Raw genomic sequence first — 22,395 nt, forward strand, 5'->3', positions numbered from 1 at the left:
TATTGAAGCCATAGCTTCAAACTGTGTATGGTATTAGTTGAGAATACAAACACATACAAAGAAGGTTTGAAGCTATGGCCTATGATAATAATACCAAAAAGAGAAGGAAATTTAAACACACAAGTAGAGCCGAAAGAGGAGCGATAGAAAAACTGATAGAGCTTGGTCTGACCATAAGAGAAATAGCAAGAAGATTAGGCAGAAATGCAAGTACTATTTCACAGCAGGATAAAGCAAGGAACAACAACTCAAACGAAGAGTGATTTGAGTACATTTGAAAAGTATTTAGCACCAACAGGACAAGCTGTGTATAACAAAAACAGAGCAAGGTACGGTAGAAAAAGTAAACTTTTAGAAGTGAAAGAATTTTTGAAGCTTGCAGAAAAGCTGAAAGATAAGTGGTCAGTCGATGCGGTGGTTGGATACTGCAGACAGGAACTTGGATTTAGCAAAGAAAGGATGGTATGTACAAAGACATTATACAACTGGATAGGAAAAGGGTTTTTGAAAGTAAAGAACATAGATTTGCCAATTAGAGTTAGATTAAAGCCAAGGAAAGTAAGCAGAAAAGTAGCAAAGAATAAGCCAAAAGGCAAGAGTATAGAAGAAAGACCGTAGAAAGTAAATAACAGCGAAGAATTTGGACATTGGAAGATAGGTACTTTCGAAGCTTAAGCGTTCTTCAGCCAGTGTATTGGTTACTCTAACAGAGAGGTTAACAAGATTTGGTCTGATTTTTGTAATACTGAAAAAAATACCTGAGAATATTTATCAGCAAGTATTTCATCAGGAGTTGCAGCTTTAATGAAAATATTGGGTGATATTCTTACTACTACATCTCTGTACTACTGCATGTTTACAAACTTACATTGGAGTTTCAGGCTTTTTTCCAATTCCTTAATTCTAACTATGATGCAAATTTGACAAAACACATCAGATGACTTTTTTTGAGGACGTTAGAATGGAAATATTAAACCAGTTCGTAGAATACAACAAGATTCCTCGATTTATGTTCTGGGGGTATGGAAAGGGTACAGATGGAGTGAATTATGCAGAACCCGAGAAAGCTTTTGTGGATTGGTTGTACGTTCGTGGGCTGCGTCAGAAGTGGCCTTTTGAGAGGATTTGCTCTATGATGGAAGATATGTATCTAACTGACGAAGATTTCAGCTTGGACAAGGTGAGGGAATACATTAAAGAGATTGAGAACAAAGATTTAAGCAGCAGACTTTTAAAGCTGTTCGAAGATGCACTTAAGGATGTGTTTGAGAAGAACAAAAATAACCCATTCAGCAAGATTTTGTAGTGGTAAGAAGCATGGTTGTGCCAAAGTTTTACAAGAAATTGGCTATTTTCATGGCTGAGATTGTTCTTGCAGTGCTTTGTTTTCTTGTTATAATGATAGTTAATTGTGGACTACCATCTACCTACAAAGTTAAACTGCCCTTATTCTCACAGGGTGGTTTACACACCCACTACTGAGTATCTGCTCTACAGTAGACTCATCAGGTTTTAGAGTTTATTGGCTTCAACCCAGCATAGTTATTAATCCTTCAGCGTTCAATGAATAATGTACCTGCTCATTGAAATTTTAAACTTCATGGATTATAATAAACTCAGAACAATTGGTAGAGAGGTGGTTTAGATGATACAGGCAACGTCAAAGATTACTGGAAGGGGTCAAGTACAACTGCCAGCTGAGATAAGGAAAGTTATTGGTGGGGAGATAGGGGACACTGTACTTTTCACGATGCAGGACGACGGCAAAGTTGTAATTGAAGTGATAAAGAAGCGAAAACTATCAGAGCTTGGCGGTTCTCTGAAGTCATCAGTTGCGTTCACGGATTTGGAACATGAAGCAAATAGCACAAAAGAAATCTGGGTAAACAAGAGAGTGAAGGGGACACAGTAATGGAAAAGGTTTGGATTGATGCAAATGTTATTTTGAGATATCTTTTGCAAGACCACCAGGAGTTTTTCCAGAAAGCTCAGAAGATTATGCTCGAAGCGGAGCAGGGGAAGTTAAAACTGCTTGTTGTCCCAATCACGATTGCAGAGGTTGTATGGACTCTTGAGTTGTTTTATAAGATACCAAGGAAGGAGATAGCTGATGTTCTAAGTGCTTTCATATGCTCTGATGGTATTGAAGCAGAGGAAGCTGATGTTGTTCTTTTTGCACTCAAAAGCTACAAGGAAAGCAATGTTGATTTCATTGATGCATATCTTTCTCATCACATGGCAAAGTTGGGGAACAACAAGATCTTCACTTTTGATAAGAAACATTTTTCACGACTTGATGTAGAAATTTTGAGTACAGATTAAGAATAGTGAAAATGGTTCCCATGGAACCGACTCCAGCACCCTTAAATGAACTCGATGATTTCTTTGGAGTAAGCATAGATTATCTGCTGTACAGGACTGATTGTGCGTGTCTCAGAAAAGCAAGATACAAAAAACAGTCAACTGCAAACTCCAACAGATGCAAACAAAGAAACTGCCACTGACGATATAAAAGAGTTATTGCTTCTGGCTCAAAATCTGCAGGAGGAAGATTTGAAACTTTTAAAACAAATGGCAAAAAGGCTTGGGAGGCAATCTGCAATTTTCTATACCCAAGAATGCTGCCATTTAAGTCAAAAAAACAATTTGAAATTTTAGGTTGCAGGTAAGGAAAGGAGTTTGTAGGATGTTAAACACAACTGCAAAAGATGAGGAGTAGAAATTTCTTAAATGCAATTGTGTTATAATAAAAAATTCCTTATAAACTTTGGAGATATCAAAATATTTAGGCTTACCAGAAGATATGGTATAATAAAGTCGAAAAACTTGAGTGGAAGAACGAAAACACATAAAATTGGGATATTATCTGCATTGGGGTTACAAATGAGTTAGGCGTAAGTACAAATTGGAGATGGTGATTATGTCATCATTATCTTTAAAAATAGTATATGGGAATACTAATAGAAAAACGGCATATGAAGGAATTGTTTTGCAAAATGGTTTCAACGAGTACTTATCTAAACGAGTAAAGAAAAGATTTTATGATATAGATGGTACTATGTTACTCATTAATGAGTTTGAGAATATAGCCTCAACAGGTTTTGAAAAATCTTTACTCGTTAATATATTTTCAATTTCACCACCTGCAGAAGACTGGAGAATTGGAGAAGCTTTAGCTGAATGTTATTTGGAAGATTTTGAGGGTACAAGATTTTATTACCCGCCTTTTAGAGATGCAAGGAATCCTAAAGCAAATCTTCAAGGAGCAGATTTAGTTGGTTTTGTAGATATTGACGAAGAAAATACTATATTCTTATTTGGAGAAGTAAAAACATCTGAAGATAAAAATTCTCCGCCTCAAGTGATGTATGGGAGATCAGGTATGATAGATCAACTTCGGAGTATACAAGGCGATCTAAACTTACAGAAATCACTAATTTCATGGCTTGGATTTAAGGTACAACCTTTGTTGGAAGAGGATCCATTTAAAAAAGATTATCTCAAAGCTTTAAAAACATACTTAAAGGAAGAAGCAGAGTACAAGTATTTTCTTTTTGGTGTATTAATTCGAGATACTGAACCAAAAAGTACAGACTTGAAATCGAGGTACGAATCCTTGAAAAACAACCTATCTAAGGGAGCACGATTAAAATTGATTGCCTTATATATTCCAATATCAATCAAAAATATGAAAAATTATATTGTTGATGAAGGTGGATAAAATGAATGAGATTGCTCACTGGATAATAAGTGAACTTCCAGAGGACATTCGAAGAAAAGCAGATGAAATAATTAACAAGAGAAAAATTGAAAATAAGTTATTTACTAAATCTACTTTGGTCCATGAAGAAAAAGAGTTACTTGAAAAAGTGTTGGAAATATACGAATTGGCGATAATAGATTTATGGGACAAAGAAGAAAAGAAAAATGAGTTTTCATTTTTAAATAAAAAATGCTTTGACATAATTCAAGTATTTCCTTTACCTCAAGATGATATTCCCAAAATTAAACATGTTTTGAAGTTGATAGGTTATTCATATTTAGGTGAGAAATGGGAAGATGGCAAAAGATTTTTAATAGAAGAAAAGAATGCATGGTCAGTTAGTATTGATGATAAAACCACGTGGGATGAAAGGCTATTTAAGAAAACGTATTTAGCGATATTATATCTTGTTAAGAAAAACTCTTGGGAAGACCTCAGAAATGCAATAGATCTAATTAACAGTTTGCGAGATGAGCAAAAAGACTATGAAGAAAGATATTTGGAGTCTATAGATATAGAATTTAAAAAAGGTGCTGCTCTAGAACTAGCTTCATTCTATCACTTTGCTAAATCTATAGAAATATTGGGAGAATTTATGTTGGAGGGTGAACCTTCAAGTGATAAAGTTATAAGCGAATTAGAGTATCATTTAAACAAAGGAGTTTATTTTTGCGACTTTTCGGGAAATTTTGAATTTTCTCTTATTCTTCGACTTATGTTAGCAATGTTTAAAAAGATGGTATTCAATTCTATATGGCGTGTTTCAGAAAAAATTAATTCTAAAATAACTAGTTTTGTGAAAACTATAACTAAAGCATCAAAGCCAGTATATGAACTGTTATATCCTCAAAGGGCTGCTATATTGGAAATGGGATTGTTGGATCCGGCCTCTCGTGGAATTGTAGTTAATCTACCGACATCAAGTGGAAAAACTTTAATCGCAGAGTTTAAGATTTTACAAGCTCTAAATCAGTTTGAAAATGGTTGGGTTGCTTATGCTGTTCCTACTAGAGCACTGGTAAATCAAATAACCAATAGATTAATAAAGGATTTGGGGCATGAACCATTAAACCTAAAAGTAGAAAAGATGTCAGGGGCATTAGAAGTTGATTTTTTTGAGGAAAAACTAATTGAAGAGAAAGCTTTTGATATTCTAATTACCACTTATGAAAAATTAAATTTACTGATAAGACAAGGAATTGAAGAAAGATTAGGTCGTAAGTTGGTATTATTAATTGTTGACGAAGCACATAATATAGAAAGCCCAGACAGAGGATTAAACATAGAAATGCTCATATCTATAGTGAAGAGTGACTGCAAGTATGCAAATTTCTTGCTCTTAACTCCTTTTATTCCTAATTCTCGGGAGGTTTCTAAATGGATAAGTCCAGATAATCCGAAGTCCATTGAAGTTCAATTACAATGGTGGAAACCTAATGATCAGATCGTAGGAGTTTATTACGCAGAGGGAGAAAAGCGGAAATGGAAAACTTATTTTGAGCCATTAATTACAACACATTCTACAATCTTTTTCTCTGATAAAGTACAAATTGGCAGTTACAATGATCTTTTCAATGTTTCGCGTTCGAAACTTAATAATAAATCTCTTTTGACATCTATTGTTGCTAAACAGTTAGAAGATGTTGGATCTTTATTAATAGTTGCTAGAACAATAAATGAGACATGGGAGATTGCAGATCATCTTTATAGTTATTTTGATAATGTAGAGGATGAAGATATTCTATTGGTCCAGAGATTTGTTGCCGCAGAACTGGGGGAGAATTTTCCATTAGTCAAATATTTATCAAAAGGAATAGGTATTCACCACGCAGGTTTACCTGATGAAGTAAGATATCTAATGGAATGGTTAATGGAAGAAAATAAACTGCGTGTTTTAGTTGCAACTACTACTATAGCCCAGGGTATAAATTTCCCAGTTTCTGCAGTCTTAATGGCTTCATATAGCTATCCATTTGGAGAAATGCCTGTTAGGGACTTCTGGAACATTGTAGGTAGAGCAGGAAGAATAGATCAAAAATCTCTTGGTATTGTAGGAATTGCTGTTAAAAATGAGAATGATAAACGTAAGATTATGGATTATGTACGTAAGCAAACGGGAGATCTTATTTCTATACTTGTAAAAATGGTTGATGAATTAGAAAATCTAGGACAAGAACTTGGAATGGAGTTAATTATTCGTTATCCAGAATGGTCAGCTTTTCTTCAATATATATCTCACTTGTATAAACAATATAATAATGTTTCTGAATTAATTACTAGACTTGAAATGGAGCTCAATAGAACTTATGGCTATATAATTTTAAATCAGAGGAAAAAAGAAGTCTTGAAGAATGCTGTAAAACAGTATGTTGATAAATTAAGCGGTAAAGAATACTTGGTAAATTTAGCTGATCAAACAGGTTTCTCTCCTGATTCCATAGAAAGAGCAATATACAAAATAAGAGAGCTAAAGTTAAAACAATCTGATTGGTATAGCAGTAAAATGTTTAATAATGAAACAGGAATATTAAAAAAACTAATTGGAGTTATGCTCTCTGTTCCTGAAGTTAAAAAAAGTTTAGAAATTGATATACCAGGAGAAACAAAAACTTACTCTAAATTATCTCACTTGATTATAGATTGGGTGTCTGGAAAAGAGTTTACTGAAATAGCCAAAAATATATGGGGTAGCGACGATCCAAGAAAAATTTCTGATTGCGTAAAAGCCATTTACCAAAAGGTTGTAAATGGTGCTACATGGGGATTGGCAGCTTTTTTGAGTATGCCTACATCTGGAATTAATTTTTCGCAACTTACAGAAGACGAAATAAGGAATCTGAAAAATATTCCTGCTATGGTATATTATGGTGTGAATACTGAAGAAGGTATTGTAATGAGAATAAATAATGTTCCAAGATCTATTGCAAATAAACTTGGAGAAATATACAAAATGAAAAACGAAGATATATCTCCAAGATCTGCTTATGAGTGGTTAAAAAATATATCAATTAGTATTTGGGATGAAAGCGTACCTTCAAATAAAAGTATCTCTGGTGCCGACTATAAAAGAATATGGGAAAAACTATCGGGAGAAAGATAAATGATAGTCTCCTTTGACCTAATGACAAGCAGACAGTTAAGCTTTACTTTATTCAAATTTGTTAAACTCCTCGTGCCATTGACCTTTAAATGTTGTATAATAAACTTACAATTGTTAGCACCAATAGCATTAAAATGCATCTACAAAATGTAAAAATAAAATTCGAACATGTTCCAAAACAGCCCTGGGAGTCGAATTTCTCAGGGCTTTTTGATTTTCAGCTGATAGTTTCTGAGCGCAGGAATCTGGTTTTCCAATGCTCGGAACAGGTAACGATAAAGAAAGGACAAAAGAAAAGTACAAGCATCTCATACTAGTGTTGGCTACCAAAATTGTCCCACCCTGATGTAAAGGCTTCTCGCCTGTGCATCTACGAAAAAGTTGAATCCAAAGCAGACACAGGACAAACTTTAAAACCCTTGTGTTATTTACATTTTGCCATAGTAGGCGAACCTGAAAAGAGCTTTTCGGCAGGGTAAAAAGACAGCGCAACGGTAAAGGTCAAAAAAGTGTGTTACATGGTATTCATAGTCTCTAAGTGTTAATTCACTTCTCCCTTCAGCCCGTTTGTAAAACAGGAATTGCTGTAAAGCTTTTCGCCAATCCATTTTGATAACGCTTCTTCTGGGCATAATAAAACCACCTCTCGCATTTTTCTTGCGATTGGTGGTCATGACTTGGCGTTTTGTAATCCAGTGGGGATATACAAGTCCTATGGGACACATTTACCACAGGACTTGGGGTGTTTTTAAACCCATTTCCAAGTTTTTCTACTGCACTTAGTCCTTGATATATCTCATCTGGCACGCCCGGGGGGAGTCGAACCCCCGACCACAGGATTCGAAGTCCTACGCTCTATCCTCTGAGCTACGGGCGCACGTCCTTTATAACACCAATTTAAATTATAAAATCAAATCAATGAATTTGCAACCTTTTTAAATATCTTAAAATATTGATATTAATCTTAATTTGCAAAACACCAAAATCATTCAATCCAAAGAAAAGTTATAGTATAATAAGAACAAGCTCAATATTAATACAAACAGTGATACATTAATAAGGCATAAAAAAATGATATCTGAGGGGATAATGATGTCAGAAATTTTTGAAAAATACTTTGGCAAACACAACAGCTCCTCTGAAAACACCAAGTGGGGAGAAGAGGTTTCAAATCAGAAAACTTTTAAAGAGCAAAGGAAAATTGTAGATAAATTGGCGTCGCTTCTTTACCTGAATTTAAGCCTAATATTCAGGGAAGATAAAAAATTTGAGATTGACCATGGTGAATTTAAAGAAGAGATTATAGCTGGAAATTTAAATGGTATTCACTCAGAAGCTGTGTTTTTAAAACCAAGGGATTTGAATCCACCTTATCCTGTGGTGGTTGTTTTGCATGACCATGGTGGATTTTACTACTATGGTAAAGAAAGAATATACAGGCAAGACAATACCCAGACTTTTGTCAATGAATACCAGAAAAAGTTTTACTCGTCATCACCTTGGGCGTTAGAGTTTGTAAAAAAAGGATTTGCTGTGTTTTCACCCGATGCATTTTATTTTGGGCAAAGAAGGCTTTCTGCTGAGTTAATTGAGCTTTTAACAGATGACAATTCATTAGACGAGCTTTTGAATTATGAGGAAGGTTCATATGAATATATAAGGATTTTCAATAAAATATCCTCACAGCTTGAACCTATGATGTTTAAGAATATCAATCTATATGGTACAAACTGGCCAAGTATTTTGTTAAACGAAGACTTGGCATGGATTAACTACCTCTTGCAAAGAGAGGATGTAGACAAAAACAGAATTGGTTGCATGGGATTTTCCTTAGGGGGTTTTAGGACACTGTTTTTGAGCAGCCTCAGAAATGAAATAAAATGTAGCATCATCATTGCCTTTATGTCAGAATTTAAAAAAATGCTTGGCAAAACTGCAAGACATACTTTTATGGTTCATATTCCAGGTTTTACAAGGGTTCTTGACCTGCCTGATGTTGCAGCTTTGATTGCTCCAAGAAAACTCTTTGTTATGCAGTGTGAGTATGATAGTCTCTTTCCAAAAGATGCAATGCATTCTTCTGTAGAGAGGATAAAAAGTTACTTTGTAAATTTTGACTGTGGTGAGCAGTTTGAATACAAATTTTATCCAAATGGGCATGAATTTAATTTAAATATGCAAAGGGATGCTTTGGAGTACATAGTAAAAAATTTGTAGAATCTCAAAATGAGAGGAGGTAATTAATTTGAAACATTTAGGGAAAAAAGTTTGGGTGATACCAGATGGTTACATTCCATCAGAAGGTTCAATGTCAATTCCTGGTCATGAGTGTTTGTGTATAGTAAACACAGGGGATAGCGACGCAAAAGTAAAGCTTACTGTGTTTTTTGAAGACAGAGAGCCAATTGAAAGTGACTATTTTGTTGTGAAAGCCCGAAGAACAATTCATGCATGGTTAAATAAGCCAGAGCTTATTGGTGGACTTGTTATTCCAAAAGAAGTTCCATATTCTCTTGTTGTTGAGAGTGACAAAGAGATTGTTGTTCAAATGTCACGTCTTGACACAAGACTTGGCAACATGGCGCTTTTGAGTGTTATTGGATTTCCAATTGAGTAAAGCTCAAACAACCAATCTTGTATTTTAAAAGGGAGGCTTTGATAATGGGCAAAATCAAGCTAAAAAAATTTTTGCACGGTGGAGACTACAATCCTGACCAGTGGACAGAGGATGTGTGGGAAAAAGACATTGAATTTATGAAATACTATAATGTGAATGCAGTTTCTATGCCAATATTTTCATGGGCACAGCTTCAGCCAAATGAAGATGAATTTACATTTGAATGGCTTGATAAAATAATCAATAAGCTCTATTCAAATGGAATTCATGTCATCTTGGCAACACCTACAGCTTCTCAGCCAGCATGGCTTTCTAAAAAGTATCCTGATGTGCTTCCTGTTGATATTCATGGAAGAAAGAGAAAACATGGAGCAAGGCAGAACTACTGTCCTAACAGTCCAAACTTCAAAAATGCAGCAAGAAGAATTGTTGAGGAGATGGCAAAAAGGTATAAAGACCATCCTGCAGTTATAATGTGGCATATCAGTAACGAATATGGTCCTTACTGCTACTGTGAAAACTGTGCAAAAGCCTTTAGAGAGTGGCTAAAAGAAAGATATAAAACATTGGATGAGCTCAACAGAAGATGGAACACAGCTTTCTGGGGACATACATTTTATGATTGGGATGAGATAGAAGTTCCATCGTATCTGAACGAAGAGTTTGAATATATGCCTGGAAGGCAGAAAAGTTCATTCCAGGGACTTTCGCTTGATTACAAGAGGTTTATGTCAGATAGCCTTCTAAATCTTTATAAAATGGAAGTTGAGATTATCAAAAAATACATGCCAGATATCCCTGTTACAACAAACCTGATGGGACCGTTTAAGCCTCTTGACTATCACAAATGGGCAAAACATATGGACATTGTATCATGGGACAATTATCCTTCGATAAAAGATGCTCCATCAACAATTGCCTTCAAACATGACCTTATGAGAGGGCTCAAAAGAGACCAGTCTTTCATATTAATGGAACAGACACCAAGCCAGACAAACTGGCAGTGGTACAACTCTGCAAAAAGACCTGGTATGATAAGGCTTTTGAGCTATCATGCAATTGCACACGGAGCTGATTCTGTGCTGTATTTCCAATGGAGACAGTCGATTGCTTCGTGCGAAAAGTTTCACTCTGCGATGGTTCCGCATGTTGGACACCTTGAGACGAGAGTGAGCAAGGAGCTTAAAAAGATTGGCGACGAACTTTTGCGCTTAGATGAGATTTTGGAGTCAACAACTAAGAGCGAGGTTGCACTTTTATTTGACTGGGAAAACTGGTGGGCGCTTGAAGAGAGTATGGGATTTAGAAATGATATATCTTACCTTGAGCATATCGATGCGTACTATAGAGCACTGTATAAGCTAAAAACAAATGTGGATGTTGTTGACCCGAAAGAGGATTTAACAAGGTACAAGATTGTTGTTGCACCACTTTTGTATCTTCTTGACGAAGAAGGTGCAAATAACATAGAAAATTATGTAAAAAACGGTGGAATATTTATTACAACATATTTATCAGGTCTTGTAGATGAAAATGACAGAGTAATTCTTGGTGGCTATCCTGGATGGTTTAGAAAACTTTGTGGTATTTGGGTTGAGGAGATTGATGCGCTTTTTCCTGATATGAAAAATGCAATTATACTTGAAAAACCTATTGGCATGCTTGATGGCAAATACGAATGTGAATTTATCTGTGACGTTATTCACCTTGAAGGTGCAAGGGCGCTTGCTTACTATGAACAGGATTATTACAGCGGGATGCCAGCAGTTGTTGAAAATGATTATGGAAATGGAAAGGCAATTTATATTGGAACAAGACCAGAGCAAAGGTTTATAGAAGGCCTTGTTAAGTACTACGCTGAAAAGGCTGGTGTACAACCAATATTACCTGTGCCAGAAGGTGTTGAAGTAACAAAAAGAGAAAAGAATGGTAATGAATATGTGTTTCTTTTGAATTTCAATGGTTATGATGTAAATATTGAGCTTGAAGATGAGTATTATGAGCTTATAACACAGAAGGTTTTAAGCGGAAAAGCTACTCTTGCATCCAAAGAGGTTATGGTACTAAGAGGATTAAAAGGTTAAAAAAACGCGGATGCTGCCATTGATAACTACAATAGAGGTGGCAGTATAGGTGTCGCCAAATTATTCCGGTGTTGAAGCCATAAGAGATAGTAAGAGGCCCTTTTCTCTTTATAGCTGAGGGAGGAGGGTCTCTTAATTTTTTTCTTGAAATAGAATATATATTCGGTTATTATATAGGTATAAATCAACTATACATAGTCTTTAAAAAAAGAAGTGATTTAGATGGATATATTTGAAAAACTTGAGGTGCTTGGTGCTGCTGCAAAGTATGATGTTTCGTGTGCATCAAGCGGAAGCAAAAGGGAAAAACATTTTGGAATTGGCTCAACATTTTCTGCAGGTATTTGCCACAGCTGGACAGATGATGGGCGTTGTATCTCCCTTTTGAAAGTTCTATTTACAAATGAATGTATTTTTGACTGTGCTTACTGTATTAACAGAAGGAGCAATGATATAAAAAGAGCAACATTTACACCCCAGGAAGTTGCTGAGCTGACCATAAACTTTTATAAGAGAAACTATATAGAGGGTCTTTTTTTGAGCTCTGCCATCAAAAATTCTCCTGACTGGACAATGGAGATGCTTTTTCGAACAGTTTGGCTTTTGAGATATAAATACCAGTTCAATGGATATATTCATGTTAAGGCTATTCCCTATGCATCACTTGATTTAATAAGAAAAACTGGATTTTTGGCTGACAGAATGAGCGTCAATATTGAACTTCCATCTGAAAAGAGCTTAAGGCTTCTCTGTCCCAATAAAACAAAAGAGAGTATATTAAAGCCTATGGAGTTTATAACAAAAGTAGCTGAAGAAGAGAAAAATTTTGTATCGGCTGGCCAGAGCACTCAGATGATAATTGGTGCAACAGACGATAGTGATTATAAAATAATCAACTTAAGCCGGCACCTTTACAAGAAGTTTAAGCTCAAAAGGGTATACTATTCTGCATACACGCCTGTAAATCACGACCCAAGAATATTAAAAGTGGACAGTCCACCGCTTTTGCGTGAACACAGACTTTATCAGGCAGACTGGCTGATTCGTGTATACAACTTTTCTGCTGATGAGCTTTTTAAAAGTAAAGATGAGAACCTTGACCTTGAGGTTGACCCAAAAGTGATGTGGGCACTCAGAAATCTTGATAGGTTTCCTATTGAGGTGAACAGAGCAAGTTATGAAGAACTCATAAGAGTGCCGGGAATTGGCATAAAAAGTGCAAGGAGGATAATAAAAAACAGGATATTTCATTCTCTGGATTTTGAGGATTTAAAAAAGATGGGTGTTGTTCTAAAAAGAGCAAAATATTTTATAACTTGCAACGGCAAGACATTTGAAAGGTATTTAATTGATTTGCCACCTGAGAAAATAAAGCAAAAACTCATAGATAAAAATTCTTTGCAAAGGCCTCAACAGCTTTCGTTTTTTGATAGGGAAGTATTTACATCTGTGATAACAGGGGAGATTTAAAAGGTGTACAAAATATTTTTGTATGACGGGACATTCGAAGGTTTTATGTGTGCGGCGTTTCACATTATTTCTGAAGGTATAGATAAAGATAGGGCTATAATTGTTTCAAAAGATGAGTACCAACCGATGTTCATAGATAGTGTAAGAGAGATTCAAAATGATTTCAAAACGTTTTTGGAAATGAGGAAAGGCATAATTGAAAAAGCTGACAGCAATGTTTTCAAAAAGATTTACTATGCATTTTTATCAGATACTAAGGACAAAGAGGGTTATATTTTGAGATATCTATTTTTGTTACTTACCCATGGCAAAAAGATAAAGTATCTTTACAGCAATGATATAGTAAACGCAGTTGAAAAGATGGCAAAAAACGTTAGCAGGGAAATAGGAAAGTACATGGGGCTTATGAGGTTTTGTGATACAGATGAAGGATTTCTTTATGCAAAGTTTGAACCCAAAAACGACATCATAAAACCAATTGCGTATTTTTTTAAAAATAGGCTGAATGAATTTTGCTGGGTTGTGCACGATGTAAAGAGAAACAAGATTGCTATTTACGATAAAAAAAGAGTCCAATTTTTAACTTGTAGCAATCTCAAATTAGAAGCAACTCAACAAGATGAGATGTTTCAAATGTTGTGGAAGACCTATTTCAAAGCAATGGCAATTGAAGAGAGGAAGAATCTAAAACTTCAGCAGCAGAACATGCCCAAAAGATACTGGAAGTATCTTGTAGAAAAAAATTAGGTGTACATCCTTCTTTTTCGGATGCACACCCTTTTGTTTTGAGCTTAAATTTAAAATCTTATTTTTTCTTTCCTTTTTGAGGCTGCTGAGGATTCTTTTTTATTTCTATTTCTATTTTAGAATTACCTTTGCCGGGAATTGTGATTTTCTTTTCTTGCATTGGCTGAATATACTTTTTAGGCATGTTGAGGGAGTTTTTGACGATGTTTTCTATCTTAGAAAGAATATCTGTGTAAAGATTTTTTATTTCGGAGATAGTATTGACTTTAGTTTGATACAAACTTACAACTTCATTCAATATACTTACCATTTTGTTATAATCGCTGGTTTTAGCTATCTGATGATATTCATAGAGTTTGACTTTTATCTGCTTATCGATGGTATTTATCTGGTATACCTTTTGACTTACTGTTGGTTGTATCTGGTCGACAAACTGTTTTATTTGATATACAGCCTGGTCAACTGCTTGTTGCTGCTGGTTTTTATAGACTTCTTCATACACTTTTAGTTCGTTGAGTTTTTGGTTAAGTTGATTGTTGAGCTCTGCTACCTTTGAAGATGAGTAGTTCTTTTTATTAAGTTCCTTTTGAAGTTGGGATATAGTTTTGTTTACCTCGTTAATTATCTTGTTCATTTCCTGAGTGAAGAAATTCTTATCATATCTTTTTGCAGCTTGGATGTAAGCATTTATCTTTGCCCTCAGATGATTTACATCGGCATTAATCTTGTTAAACTTTGCCTTTAGCTGATTTATTTGCAAAATGAGATTGTTAATAGTCTTTTTCTGCTCTTTTGTAAGTTTCTGTGGCTCTCGGATATTTACATTATCATTTGAAATGGGTGGAATCACTTCGGTGGTTGAATTTGTACTATATGTCGAAGAATATGTTGTGGTTGTGGTTGTCGAATTTTGAGTATTGTAAGTCTGGGAGTAGGTAGTATCTTGTGTAGTTTGATAAGTTTGTGCTTGGGTTGTGTCATAAGCTGAGCTTGTGACAGTTTGAGAAGATGAAGTAGTTGATGCATTTTGGTCAGCATATGCTGGCAACAATAAAGCTAAAGTGAAGATAAAAACTAAAATTAAGCTTATCAGTTTTCTTTTCATTTTTTTACTTGCCTCCTTGTAAATTTTTTCTTCTACTTTTATAATACCTCGTTTATTTAGATTTTTCGTTTCTCAATTATTAAAAAAGTGTGTAAATTTTTAATAGACAAATTCTCTTATTTGGTGTAATATTTCAAAGGGGATTTTTAATTTTGCAAAAAGCAAAAGGGTGAAGGATATGAGCACAGTTTATGATGTCATTATTGTAGGGGCAGGACCATGTGGGATATTTACGGCATATGAGCTTGTGAAAACTTCTTCTGCGGCAAAAGTTGTGATATTTGAGAAAGGAAGGGACATTGAGTCGAGAGAGTGCCCAAAGAGAGTTACAAATGTTTGTAGCGGCTGCAAACCCTGCAATATAACAACTGGATTTTCGGGTGCAGGTGCGTTTTCTGATGGGAAGTTGTCGCTATCACCAAACGTTGGTGGCAGAATTCAAGAATTTGTTGGGCAAAGCAAGGCAGTAGAGCTTATAAAGTACGTAGATAGCATATACCTTGAAAATGGAGCAGACACTAAGGTATATGGTACAAATAGTCAGGTGATTGAGGAAATAAAAAGGAAGGCAACTGTTGCAAACCTCATGCTTGTTGAAAGTCCAATAAGACATCTTGGCACCGAAGAGGCAAAAAAGATATACAAAAGACTCCAGGATTTTCTCCTTAGCAATAACATTGAGATAAAATTCAAAACACCTGTAAAAGACTTGATTGTGGAAGACGGAAAAGCGGCAGGGGTTGTTGCTGAGGATGGCAGTATATACCGTGCAAAAAATGTTGTTATATGTGTGGGACGTGAGGGTGCGAGCTGGCTTTCGAAGATAATAGAAAAGTACAATATCCCGTGCGAAAATAACAGGGTTGACATAGGAGTGAGAGTAGAGACGCCAAATCATATATGGAAGGGGATAACAGAACATCTTTATGAGAGCAAGTTCATATACTATACAAAAACGTTTGATGACAAGGTAAGAACATTTTGCATGAACCCGGGCGGGTATGTTGCTGTTGAGCACTATGACAACCTGGCAGTAGTTAACGGTCACAGCTACAAAAATATAAAGAGTGACAACACAAACTTTGCTCTGCTTGTATCAAAACACTTTACAGACCCATTCAAGGACAGTATAAAGTATGGCAAGTACATTGCAGAACTTGCAAACATGCTCTCTGGAGGCAAAGTACTTGTTCAAAGGTATGGTGATTTTATAAGAGGTAGAAGATCAAACGAGGAGAGGATAAAAAGAAACTCTGTTGTACCAACGCTTACAGATGCTGTTGCCGGTGACTTGAGCTTGGTTTTGCCTTACAGGATAATGCTTGATATAAAAGAGATGATTGAAGCTTTGGACTATGTCGTGCAGGGAGTTGCATCGTTTGACACGCTGCTTTACGGTGTTGAGGTTAAGTTTTATTCAAACGAGGTAAAAGTCAAAAATAATTTTGAGTGTTTGACAATTCAAAACCTTTATTTTGGTGGCGATGGTGCAGGAATTACAAGAGGACTTATGCAGGCGAGCGTGAACGGAGTTTTGATTGCCCGCGAGATTGCAAGCAAATTATAAGTTCATTTAAGTTTTTTAGGTGGTCTTAAAAGAGCAAAAAGGCCACCTTTTTGTTTTGTTAATTTATTAAGTTTAAGATATAATAAATAGAGAAAGGAAGTGCTGCTCAGAATGGTTGACCTTCATGTTCACACAACATTTTCGGATGGAACGCTTACTCCTCAAGAGGTTATAAAGCTTGCCAAAGAAAAAGGGCTTTTTGCTATTGCAATAACCGACCATGATACAACAGATGGTGTAATACATGCCATCGATGAGGGAAACAGGCTTGGGATTAAGGTAGTCAGCGGTGTTGAGATAAGCGCTGATTTTGAGATAGAAATGCACATTTTAGGGCTTTTTGTAGATATTAACAATGAATTCTTGCAGCAAAAGCTAAAGATGCTTGAAAGGTTCAGGAAAGAAAGAAACCCTAAGATAATTGAAAAGCTCAGGAAAATGGGATATGACATTTCGATAGATGAAGTAGAAAAGTTATCTTCGGGTGAGATGATAGGAAGACCTCATATTGCCCAGGTGCTTGTCAAGAAAGGATACTTTTCCACCACAAAAGAGGTGTTTGAAAAGCTTTTAGGTTTTGGCAAACCTGCTTATGTGAAAAAGGATAAGTTAAAGCCTCAGGAGGCTATTGGGGCAATAAAAAAGGCAGGCGGGCTTGCTATTTTGGCACATCCTCACAAGTATTTGTATCTGGATGAGGGAAGTGAAAACGTATTTTTGGAACTAAAAGAGTATGGGCTTGACGGGCTTGAGGTTTTCCACTCGGACCACAGCCAAAAAGAAACAAATATGCTTTTGGAGATTGCTAAAAAACTTGACCTTGCTATCAGTGGTGGAAGCGACTTTCACGGGGAAAACAAACCAGAGATTTGTATAGGAGTTGGAAAGGGAAATTTAAAGATAGATGATGAAATTTTCTACATGTTAGAAAGCAGGGTACTCAAACCATGACAAGAAAGGCGTTATTTGTTGCCGGTTTTATGATGATAGGAATTGTTCTGGGCAGAAATATAAAAGAAATTGAGGCACTTGTATTTTGCCTTTTGCTAATTTTAGGAGTGTTTTGCGCAGCCTACTATTTTCTTCCTCAGTACTTTAAAAAAGAAAAACTTTTGTTTATTTTAGGTTTTCTTTTTCTCACGCTGCAGCTTTTCAGGACTTATTACATTTTCAATATCCTTGAGCCTCAAAAAAATCTGGATGGGAAACATGTTTATATTGTTGGCAATATCTGCTCATTTCCCGAGATAAGCGATAAAAAGACTTCCTTTTACCTTAAAACAAAGCTAAATTCAAAGGCTGTTGCTATTAGAGTCACAACAGAGTCTAAAAAAAGTATTTTTTATGGAGATACTGTAAAAGTTTCTGGAAAACTTAAAATTCCAAAAGGAAAGACAAACAGATTTGGATTTGACTACAGAGAATATTTGAAAGGCAAAGGTGCTATTTATACACTTTACTCAAAAGATGTAGAGGTTATTTCTCAAGGCAAAAATGTTCTCAGTCTTCTCAATAGATTTTCTGCAATGCTAAATAATCTCATAGATAGGTCTTTTAAAAATGATATATCTTCACTTTTGAAAGGTCTAATTCTTGGCAACAAATCCACAATTCCAGATGATGTGTACAAAGATTTTCAGCGAAGCGGACTTGCTCACCTTCTTGCGGTCTCTGGTGGAAATGTAGGAGTGCTTTGCGCTTTTGTTGAAATTTTGTTCAGAAGAATATTAAAGGTTTATGGTAAGGGAGTGAACTTTTTAATAATAGGTGTCATAATTGTTTTTGCTATCGTCACAGGTATGTCGGCATCTGTTGTTAGAGCTTCGATTATGGCGGCAATCTTCTATACTGGAAGGATTATTTACAGAAATCCTGATACCCTCAACAGCTTGGCAGTATCAAGCGCTTTGATGCTGCTTGTAAATCCGCTTTTTCTTTTTGACATTGGGTTTCAGCTGTCTTTTTTGAGTGTTCTTTCAATAATTCTGTTTTATAAACGGATATATGAGTATTTTGCGAAGTTAAAGATACCAAGAGGTGTATCTTCACTTATTGCAGTTTCAATCTCTGCTCAAATTTTAATATTGCCATTGATGGCTTATTATTTTTCTGAGGTCTCAGTTATTTCTTTCTTGACAAATATAGTTGCTGTGCCAGTTGCAGGTGCTGTTGTGCCGGCTGGACTGATGTATTGTCTATTTTTGGTTTTCAATGCGAATGTACTACCACTTAAATGGTTTTTAGAAATCTGTGTGAAAATGCTAATGTACCTTTCAAAATTATCTCATGTAGGGTTTTCGCATGTGAAATTCATTTTATGGGATGAGAAGCTAATATTTTGTTACTATCTTGTTGTAGCTTATTTAATTTTTAAAAGCTTTATGAGCAGGCAACTAAAATATGTGATTTATTTGAGCATTGGTGGGTTACTTGTAGCATTCATTTTCCAGATGCTCCTAAATTACAATAGGCTCATCATAAACGTAATAGATGTAGGACAGGGAGACAGTACCCTTATTACATACAAAGGGTTTTCAATGCTGATTGATACAGGACCTGAATATGAAGATTTTAGCAGCTTGAAAAGAGTTGTTCTTCCGTATATACTCAAAAGAGGAGTAGCAAAACTTGATATTCTGGTCTTGACACACAAGCACAGTGACCATATTGGAGACTTTGATTATCTGCTCGATGAGATGAAAGTTGACAGGATTGTAACATCAAAAGAAGTCTATCTTGAAAATGCTCAAAAGCTCAAAGAACAAAAGGTTGTGTTAGTAGACAACTTGAAAGTTTATCGCTACAAGGATTTAAAAGCCTATTTTATCCCACCTGTAGAAGAAGATGAAAATAATTCTGTGGTTGTAAAGCTTACATTTGGCAATTTTTCTATGCTTTTTACAGGTGATGCTTCGTATGAGTCTGAAAAGGAATATGTAAAGAAATATAACTTGCATGCAATAATCTTAAAAGTAGGGCACCATGGAAGCAGCACAGCAACATCTGAAGAGTTTTTGGAAAATGTAAAGCCGAAAGTTGCAGTAATTTCAGTAGGGAAAGACAACATCTTTGGGCATCCTTCGAATGAGGTCTTGCAAAGACTCAAAGACAGGAATATTAAGGTGTATAGAACAGATTTAAATGGAACCATAGACATAGTGGTTGACAAAAATAAGGTGATGATAAACCCGTATATTGTGAGGTGAAGTAGTTAACATGGCTGAAAAATCAAAAGAGATTATAAAAGAGTTAAATTCTCAGCTTTTGAAAAAAGATTTCAAGAGGATATACCTTTTTTATGGTCAGGAAATATTTTTGATTGACGAATATACGAGGCGCTTTAGCCATGCCATCGTGGGTGGGAATTTGAACAACATAGTAAGGTTTGACGGTGAGACTGCAAATTATAACGATATAATAAACGAAATGTTTTCAATATCTTTTGATTTAGAGCCAAGAGTGCTAATCTTCAAAAACTTTTTCAAATATGCATCTACAAACTCCAGCCTTAATCTTTCTGCCATCATAGATAATCTCAAGAATTTTAAAAGTGACAGTACTTATATAATCTTCAAAGAATACGAAGCAAAAGAAAACAAGTTGTTTTCCGCCCTCAAACAAATAGCATTTTCTGCAGAACTTGTGCAGCCGTCCATGCCCGATTTAGTAAAGTGGGTTCAAAATGTAATGTCAAAAGAAGGGAAAGCAATCTCTGAAAATATGGCACAGGAGATTATTCTTCATTACAACAAGGACATGATGCTTATTTACAACTATTTACAAGTTCTCATTTCATATCTTGGCAAAAGAAGCAAGGTTACGCATGATGATATATTAAAGACCTTGACCGACAACCCACAAGACCATATATTCCAGATGCTTGATGCTTTTGCGACAAAGGATTTGGAAAGTGGGTATAAATATCTGAGAGAGCTGTATCAGCTCAAAACAAGTGTCAGCAAGATTTTGGCTTTGATTTTGCGACATTTTAAAATACTTGGGATGCTAAAAGAGATGCAGGAGACAAACAAAAAACAGATTGCAAAACAGCTTGGCATTCTTGAGTTCTTTGTTGACAAGTACAAAAAACAGGCAGAAACCTTTACCCTTGATAAAATAAAAACTATAATTCAAAAGACCATAGAATACGAGTACATGATAAAAAGAGGGCAAATTGATGATGAGACAGCGCTTGAAATGCTTTTGTATCAAATTGTAAAATAAAATACAAAAAGGCTATCCATTTGAAAGTGACTGGACAGCCCTTTTTTATTATTGAGCTTTTGATTCTGGCTGTGGCGAAGACAGAGCAGCATACTTGTTGATGAGCTTCATAAGTCTTGATTTCTTTCTTGAAGCATTGTTCTTATGAATTACGCCTTTTGCAGCTGTTTGGTCAATGAGCTTTGCAGCTTTTGAGTAAAGTTCCTTTGCCTTTTCGATGTCACCGCTAAGCAGTGCTTTTTTGACCTCTTTTATAGCTTTTTTCATTTTAAACTTTTGAATCTTATTTTCAATAGTTCTACGTCTTATAACCTTTATCTTCTTTTTAGCAGACTTTGTGTTTGCCAAAACTTTTCACCTCCACTCAAAATTTAAGACTAATTGCTATTTTATCACGACAAAAGCAAAATTGCAACAACTCAAAGTGGCAAATAAAATAAAGCAAAAGGCAAGGTTTTTGCCTTGCCTCATTATAATTTTAAAGACTCTATTACACTTTTTATTATCTGAGCAGAGTTTTTGAGCTTTTCTTTTTCCTCATCTGTCAGAGGAATATCAAATACTTTTACAACTCCGCTTTTATTGACAATCGCAGGAAGTGAAATTGCAACATCTTTTACACCATATACATCATCAACTATTGATGAGACAGGCAGTATAGAATTTTCATCTCTGATTATAGCTTCAACAATTCTTCTAACAGCCAATGCAATGGCGTAATATGTTGCTCCTTTTCTTTCAATTATTTCATATGCAGCATTCTTTACTTTGTTGAAAATTTCCTCTTTTACTTCAGGTGAGCAGTTTTTCCCGCACAAAAGACATTCTTGCATAAAATTCACGCCACCTATGTTTGTAAGCGACCATGCAGCAATTTCACTGTCTCCATGTTCGCCCAAGATATATGCATGAACATTTCTCACGTCAACCTGGCAATGCTGTGCCAAGAGGTATCTGAATTGCGATGAGTCTAAGACTGTTCCAGAACCTATAACCTGATTTTTTGGCAGGCCTGAAACTTTATACATTACATACGTGAGAACATCAACAGGGTTAGTGACCATTAAAAGTATTGCATCTTGCGTATATTTGATAATATTTTCAACTATCGACTTTGTAATCTGTGCATTTTTATGAGTAAGGTCAAGCCTTGTTTCGCCAGGCTTTTGGTTAGCACCAGCAGTGATTATTATTATATCAGCATCTTTACAATCCTCATAGTCACCTGCCCATATCTTGACGGGTTTTACAAAGGATATTCCGTGATTTAAATCCATCGCTTCACCTTCAGCTTTTGCACGGTTTACGTCAATCAGAACAAGTTCTGTTGCAAGCCCAGCATCTACAAGAGCAAAAGCAGTTGATGCACCCACAAAGCCTGTTCCAATTATCACAATTTTACCCGGTTTTCTCATAAAATTTTTCCTCCCAAGCCCATTTGTTTTCTATCATAATTTTACCCTCAAAAGGATAGTTCAAAACACACAAAAATTTTTATGCCGCTTAAGAGTATAAATATTAATGAACCAAAATGTACTAAAATGAAAACTTTAAGATATTATCCTTCATTTTGAGCAATACAGCAGCCGGAAATTTAAGAAAAACTTTAATAAGTATAAACAGATACATGCATACAATTCAAACGATTGACAAAAAATTGATATTTTCAGAAAATTAAACGCACACAAATGTATTGATTATGCAAGCACATAGTGCTA

General features: G+C 35.4%; 20 protein-coding genes and 1 tRNA gene. 17 read left to right on the top strand and 4 right to left on the bottom strand.

The window, feature by feature from the left end; genetic code table 11:
- Positions 1-74 precede the first annotated feature (74 nt).
- The 8 genes from OTK01_RS04075 (at position 75) to OTK01_RS04110 (ending at position 6,863) form a co-directional block, all read left to right on the top strand.
- The gene (locus OTK01_RS04075) at positions 75-263 is read left to right on the top strand and encodes a helix-turn-helix domain-containing protein (protein WP_029229172.1); all 189 of its coding nucleotides are present in this window, start codon (positions 75-77) and stop codon (positions 261-263) included.
- Positions 205-618, top strand: coding sequence for a hypothetical protein (locus OTK01_RS04080; protein ID WP_156844455.1), 414 nt, complete (start codon positions 205-207; stop codon positions 616-618). Before OTK01_RS04075 ends, OTK01_RS04080 begins: the two co-directional genes overlap by 59 nt.
- 343 nt (positions 619-961) lie before the next feature.
- Positions 962-1,306, top strand: coding sequence for a hypothetical protein (locus tag OTK01_RS04085; protein ID WP_269011782.1), 345 nt, complete (start codon positions 962-964; stop codon positions 1,304-1,306).
- Positions 1,306-1,482: a hypothetical protein gene (locus tag OTK01_RS04090; RefSeq protein WP_269011783.1), complete on the top strand. Its 177-nt coding sequence runs from the start codon at positions 1,306-1,308 to the stop codon at positions 1,480-1,482. Before OTK01_RS04085 ends, OTK01_RS04090 begins: the two co-directional genes overlap by 1 nt.
- A 163-nt stretch (positions 1,483-1,645) precedes the next feature.
- The gene (locus tag OTK01_RS04095; protein ID WP_029229069.1) at positions 1,646-1,912 is read left to right on the top strand and encodes an AbrB/MazE/SpoVT family DNA-binding domain-containing protein; all 267 of its coding nucleotides are present in this window, start codon (positions 1,646-1,648) and stop codon (positions 1,910-1,912) included.
- Positions 1,912-2,322 (top strand): PIN domain-containing protein, encoded by a 411-nt coding sequence (locus tag OTK01_RS04100; RefSeq protein ID WP_269011784.1) that lies wholly within the window; start codon positions 1,912-1,914, stop codon positions 2,320-2,322. Before OTK01_RS04095 ends, OTK01_RS04100 begins: the two co-directional genes overlap by 1 nt.
- 598 nt (positions 2,323-2,920) lie before the next feature.
- Entirely contained in the window at positions 2,921-3,721 is an 801-nt protein-coding gene (locus OTK01_RS04105; protein WP_029228000.1) for a hypothetical protein, read from the top strand.
- A 1-nt stretch (position 3,722) separates the two neighbouring features.
- Positions 3,723-6,863 (top strand): DEAD/DEAH box helicase, encoded by a 3,141-nt coding sequence (locus tag OTK01_RS04110; RefSeq protein ID WP_029227999.1) that lies wholly within the window; start codon positions 3,723-3,725, stop codon positions 6,861-6,863.
- An 801-nt stretch (positions 6,864-7,664) separates the two neighbouring features.
- Here the strand turns inward: OTK01_RS04110 and OTK01_RS04115 are convergent.
- Positions 7,665-7,740: transfer RNA gene (locus OTK01_RS04115), tRNA-Arg, on the bottom strand.
- Positions 7,741-7,955: 215 nt separating this feature from the next.
- Between OTK01_RS04115 and OTK01_RS04120 the strand changes: the two genes are divergently transcribed.
- From OTK01_RS04120 to OTK01_RS04140, 5 genes are all read left to right on the top strand, one after another.
- Positions 7,956-9,080 carry an alpha/beta hydrolase family protein gene (locus OTK01_RS04120; RefSeq protein WP_029227997.1) on the top strand — a complete coding sequence of 375 codons (1,125 nt, stop codon included), beginning with the start codon at positions 7,956-7,958 and terminating at the stop codon, positions 9,078-9,080.
- 28 nt (positions 9,081-9,108) lie between these two features.
- Entirely contained in the window at positions 9,109-9,480 is a 372-nt protein-coding gene (locus OTK01_RS04125; RefSeq protein WP_029227996.1) for a sensory rhodopsin transducer, read from the top strand.
- 44 nt (positions 9,481-9,524) lie between these two features.
- Entirely contained in the window at positions 9,525-11,564 is a 2,040-nt protein-coding gene (locus tag OTK01_RS04130) for a beta-galactosidase (RefSeq protein ID WP_029227995.1), read from the top strand.
- Between the two features lie 222 nt (positions 11,565-11,786).
- A complete protein-coding gene (locus OTK01_RS04135) occupies positions 11,787-13,034 on the top strand; it encodes a putative DNA modification/repair radical SAM protein (protein WP_029227994.1) in 1,248 nt (415 codons plus the stop codon).
- A 3-nt stretch (positions 13,035-13,037) separates the two neighbouring features.
- Positions 13,038-13,781 carry a TIGR03915 family putative DNA repair protein gene (locus OTK01_RS04140; RefSeq protein WP_029227993.1) on the top strand — a complete coding sequence of 248 codons (744 nt, stop codon included), beginning with the start codon at positions 13,038-13,040 and terminating at the stop codon, positions 13,779-13,781.
- Positions 13,782-13,839: 58 nt separating this feature from the next.
- Here OTK01_RS04140 and OTK01_RS04145 read toward each other — a convergent pair whose 3' ends face one another.
- On the bottom strand, positions 13,840-14,886 hold the full coding sequence (locus OTK01_RS04145; RefSeq protein ID WP_029227992.1) for a hypothetical protein: 1,047 nt from the start codon (positions 14,884-14,886) through the stop codon (positions 13,840-13,842).
- Between the two features lie 178 nt (positions 14,887-15,064).
- Between OTK01_RS04145 and OTK01_RS04150 the strand changes: the two genes are divergently transcribed.
- The 4 genes from OTK01_RS04150 to holA all read left to right on the top strand — a co-directional run bounded on the left by OTK01_RS04150 (position 15,065) and on the right by holA (position 20,677).
- Positions 15,065-16,453 carry an NAD(P)/FAD-dependent oxidoreductase gene (locus tag OTK01_RS04150; RefSeq protein ID WP_013432123.1) on the top strand — a complete coding sequence of 463 codons (1,389 nt, stop codon included), beginning with the start codon at positions 15,065-15,067 and terminating at the stop codon, positions 16,451-16,453.
- Between the two features lie 111 nt (positions 16,454-16,564).
- Entirely contained in the window at positions 16,565-17,404 is an 840-nt protein-coding gene (locus tag OTK01_RS04155; RefSeq protein ID WP_029227991.1) for a PHP domain-containing protein, read from the top strand.
- Entirely contained in the window at positions 17,401-19,659 is a 2,259-nt protein-coding gene (locus tag OTK01_RS04160; RefSeq protein ID WP_029227990.1) for a DNA internalization-related competence protein ComEC/Rec2, read from the top strand. Before OTK01_RS04155 ends, OTK01_RS04160 begins: the two co-directional genes overlap by 4 nt.
- 10 nt (positions 19,660-19,669) lie before the next feature.
- Positions 19,670-20,677, top strand: coding sequence for a DNA polymerase III subunit delta (gene holA / locus OTK01_RS04165; RefSeq protein WP_029227989.1), 1,008 nt, complete (start codon positions 19,670-19,672; stop codon positions 20,675-20,677).
- Between the two features lie 48 nt (positions 20,678-20,725).
- Here the strand turns inward: holA and rpsT are convergent, their stop codons facing one another.
- Both rpsT and OTK01_RS04175 read right to left on the bottom strand, forming a co-directional pair.
- The gene (gene rpsT / locus OTK01_RS04170) at positions 20,726-21,025 is read right to left on the bottom strand and encodes a 30S ribosomal protein S20 (protein ID WP_013291003.1); all 300 of its coding nucleotides are present in this window, start codon (positions 21,023-21,025) and stop codon (positions 20,726-20,728) included.
- A 122-nt stretch (positions 21,026-21,147) separates the two neighbouring features.
- Positions 21,148-22,092 (bottom strand): L-lactate dehydrogenase, encoded by a 945-nt coding sequence (locus OTK01_RS04175; protein ID WP_029227988.1) that lies wholly within the window; start codon positions 22,090-22,092, stop codon positions 21,148-21,150.
- Positions 22,093-22,395 lie beyond the last annotated feature (303 nt).

Origin of the sequence: Caldicellulosiruptor acetigenus (assembly GCF_026914305.1) — a bacterium.
In the GTDB taxonomy this organism is placed as follows: Bacteria; Bacillota; Thermoanaerobacteria; order Caldicellulosiruptorales; family Caldicellulosiruptoraceae; genus Caldicellulosiruptor; species Caldicellulosiruptor acetigenus.

Coding starts and splice junctions, on each gene's coding strand:
- OTK01_RS04075 (WP_029229172.1), top strand. CDS start 75: ATGGCCTATGATAATAATACCAAAAAGAGAAGGAAATTTAAACACACA.
- OTK01_RS04080 (WP_156844455.1), top strand. CDS start 205: ATGCAAGTACTATTTCACAGCAGGATAAAGCAAGGAACAACAACTCAA.
- OTK01_RS04085 (WP_269011782.1), top strand. CDS start 962: ATGGAAATATTAAACCAGTTCGTAGAATACAACAAGATTCCTCGATTT.
- OTK01_RS04095 (WP_029229069.1), top strand. CDS start 1,646: ATGATACAGGCAACGTCAAAGATTACTGGAAGGGGTCAAGTACAACTG.
- OTK01_RS04100 (WP_269011784.1), top strand. CDS start 1,912: ATGGAAAAGGTTTGGATTGATGCAAATGTTATTTTGAGATATCTTTTG.
- OTK01_RS04105 (WP_029228000.1), top strand. CDS start 2,921: ATGTCATCATTATCTTTAAAAATAGTATATGGGAATACTAATAGAAAA.
- OTK01_RS04110 (WP_029227999.1), top strand. CDS start 3,723: ATGAATGAGATTGCTCACTGGATAATAAGTGAACTTCCAGAGGACATT.
- OTK01_RS04120 (WP_029227997.1), top strand. CDS start 7,956: ATGTCAGAAATTTTTGAAAAATACTTTGGCAAACACAACAGCTCCTCT.
- OTK01_RS04130 (WP_029227995.1), top strand. CDS start 9,525: ATGGGCAAAATCAAGCTAAAAAAATTTTTGCACGGTGGAGACTACAAT.
- OTK01_RS04135 (WP_029227994.1), top strand. CDS start 11,787: ATGGATATATTTGAAAAACTTGAGGTGCTTGGTGCTGCTGCAAAGTAT.
- OTK01_RS04145 (WP_029227992.1), bottom strand. CDS start 14,886: ATGAAAAGAAAACTGATAAGCTTAATTTTAGTTTTTATCTTCACTTTA.
- OTK01_RS04150 (WP_013432123.1), top strand. CDS start 15,065: ATGAGCACAGTTTATGATGTCATTATTGTAGGGGCAGGACCATGTGGG.
- OTK01_RS04155 (WP_029227991.1), top strand. CDS start 16,565: ATGGTTGACCTTCATGTTCACACAACATTTTCGGATGGAACGCTTACT.
- OTK01_RS04160 (WP_029227990.1), top strand. CDS start 17,401: ATGACAAGAAAGGCGTTATTTGTTGCCGGTTTTATGATGATAGGAATT.
- holA (WP_029227989.1), top strand. CDS start 19,670: ATGGCTGAAAAATCAAAAGAGATTATAAAAGAGTTAAATTCTCAGCTT.
- OTK01_RS04175 (WP_029227988.1), bottom strand. CDS start 22,092: ATGAGAAAACCGGGTAAAATTGTGATAATTGGAACAGGCTTTGTGGGT.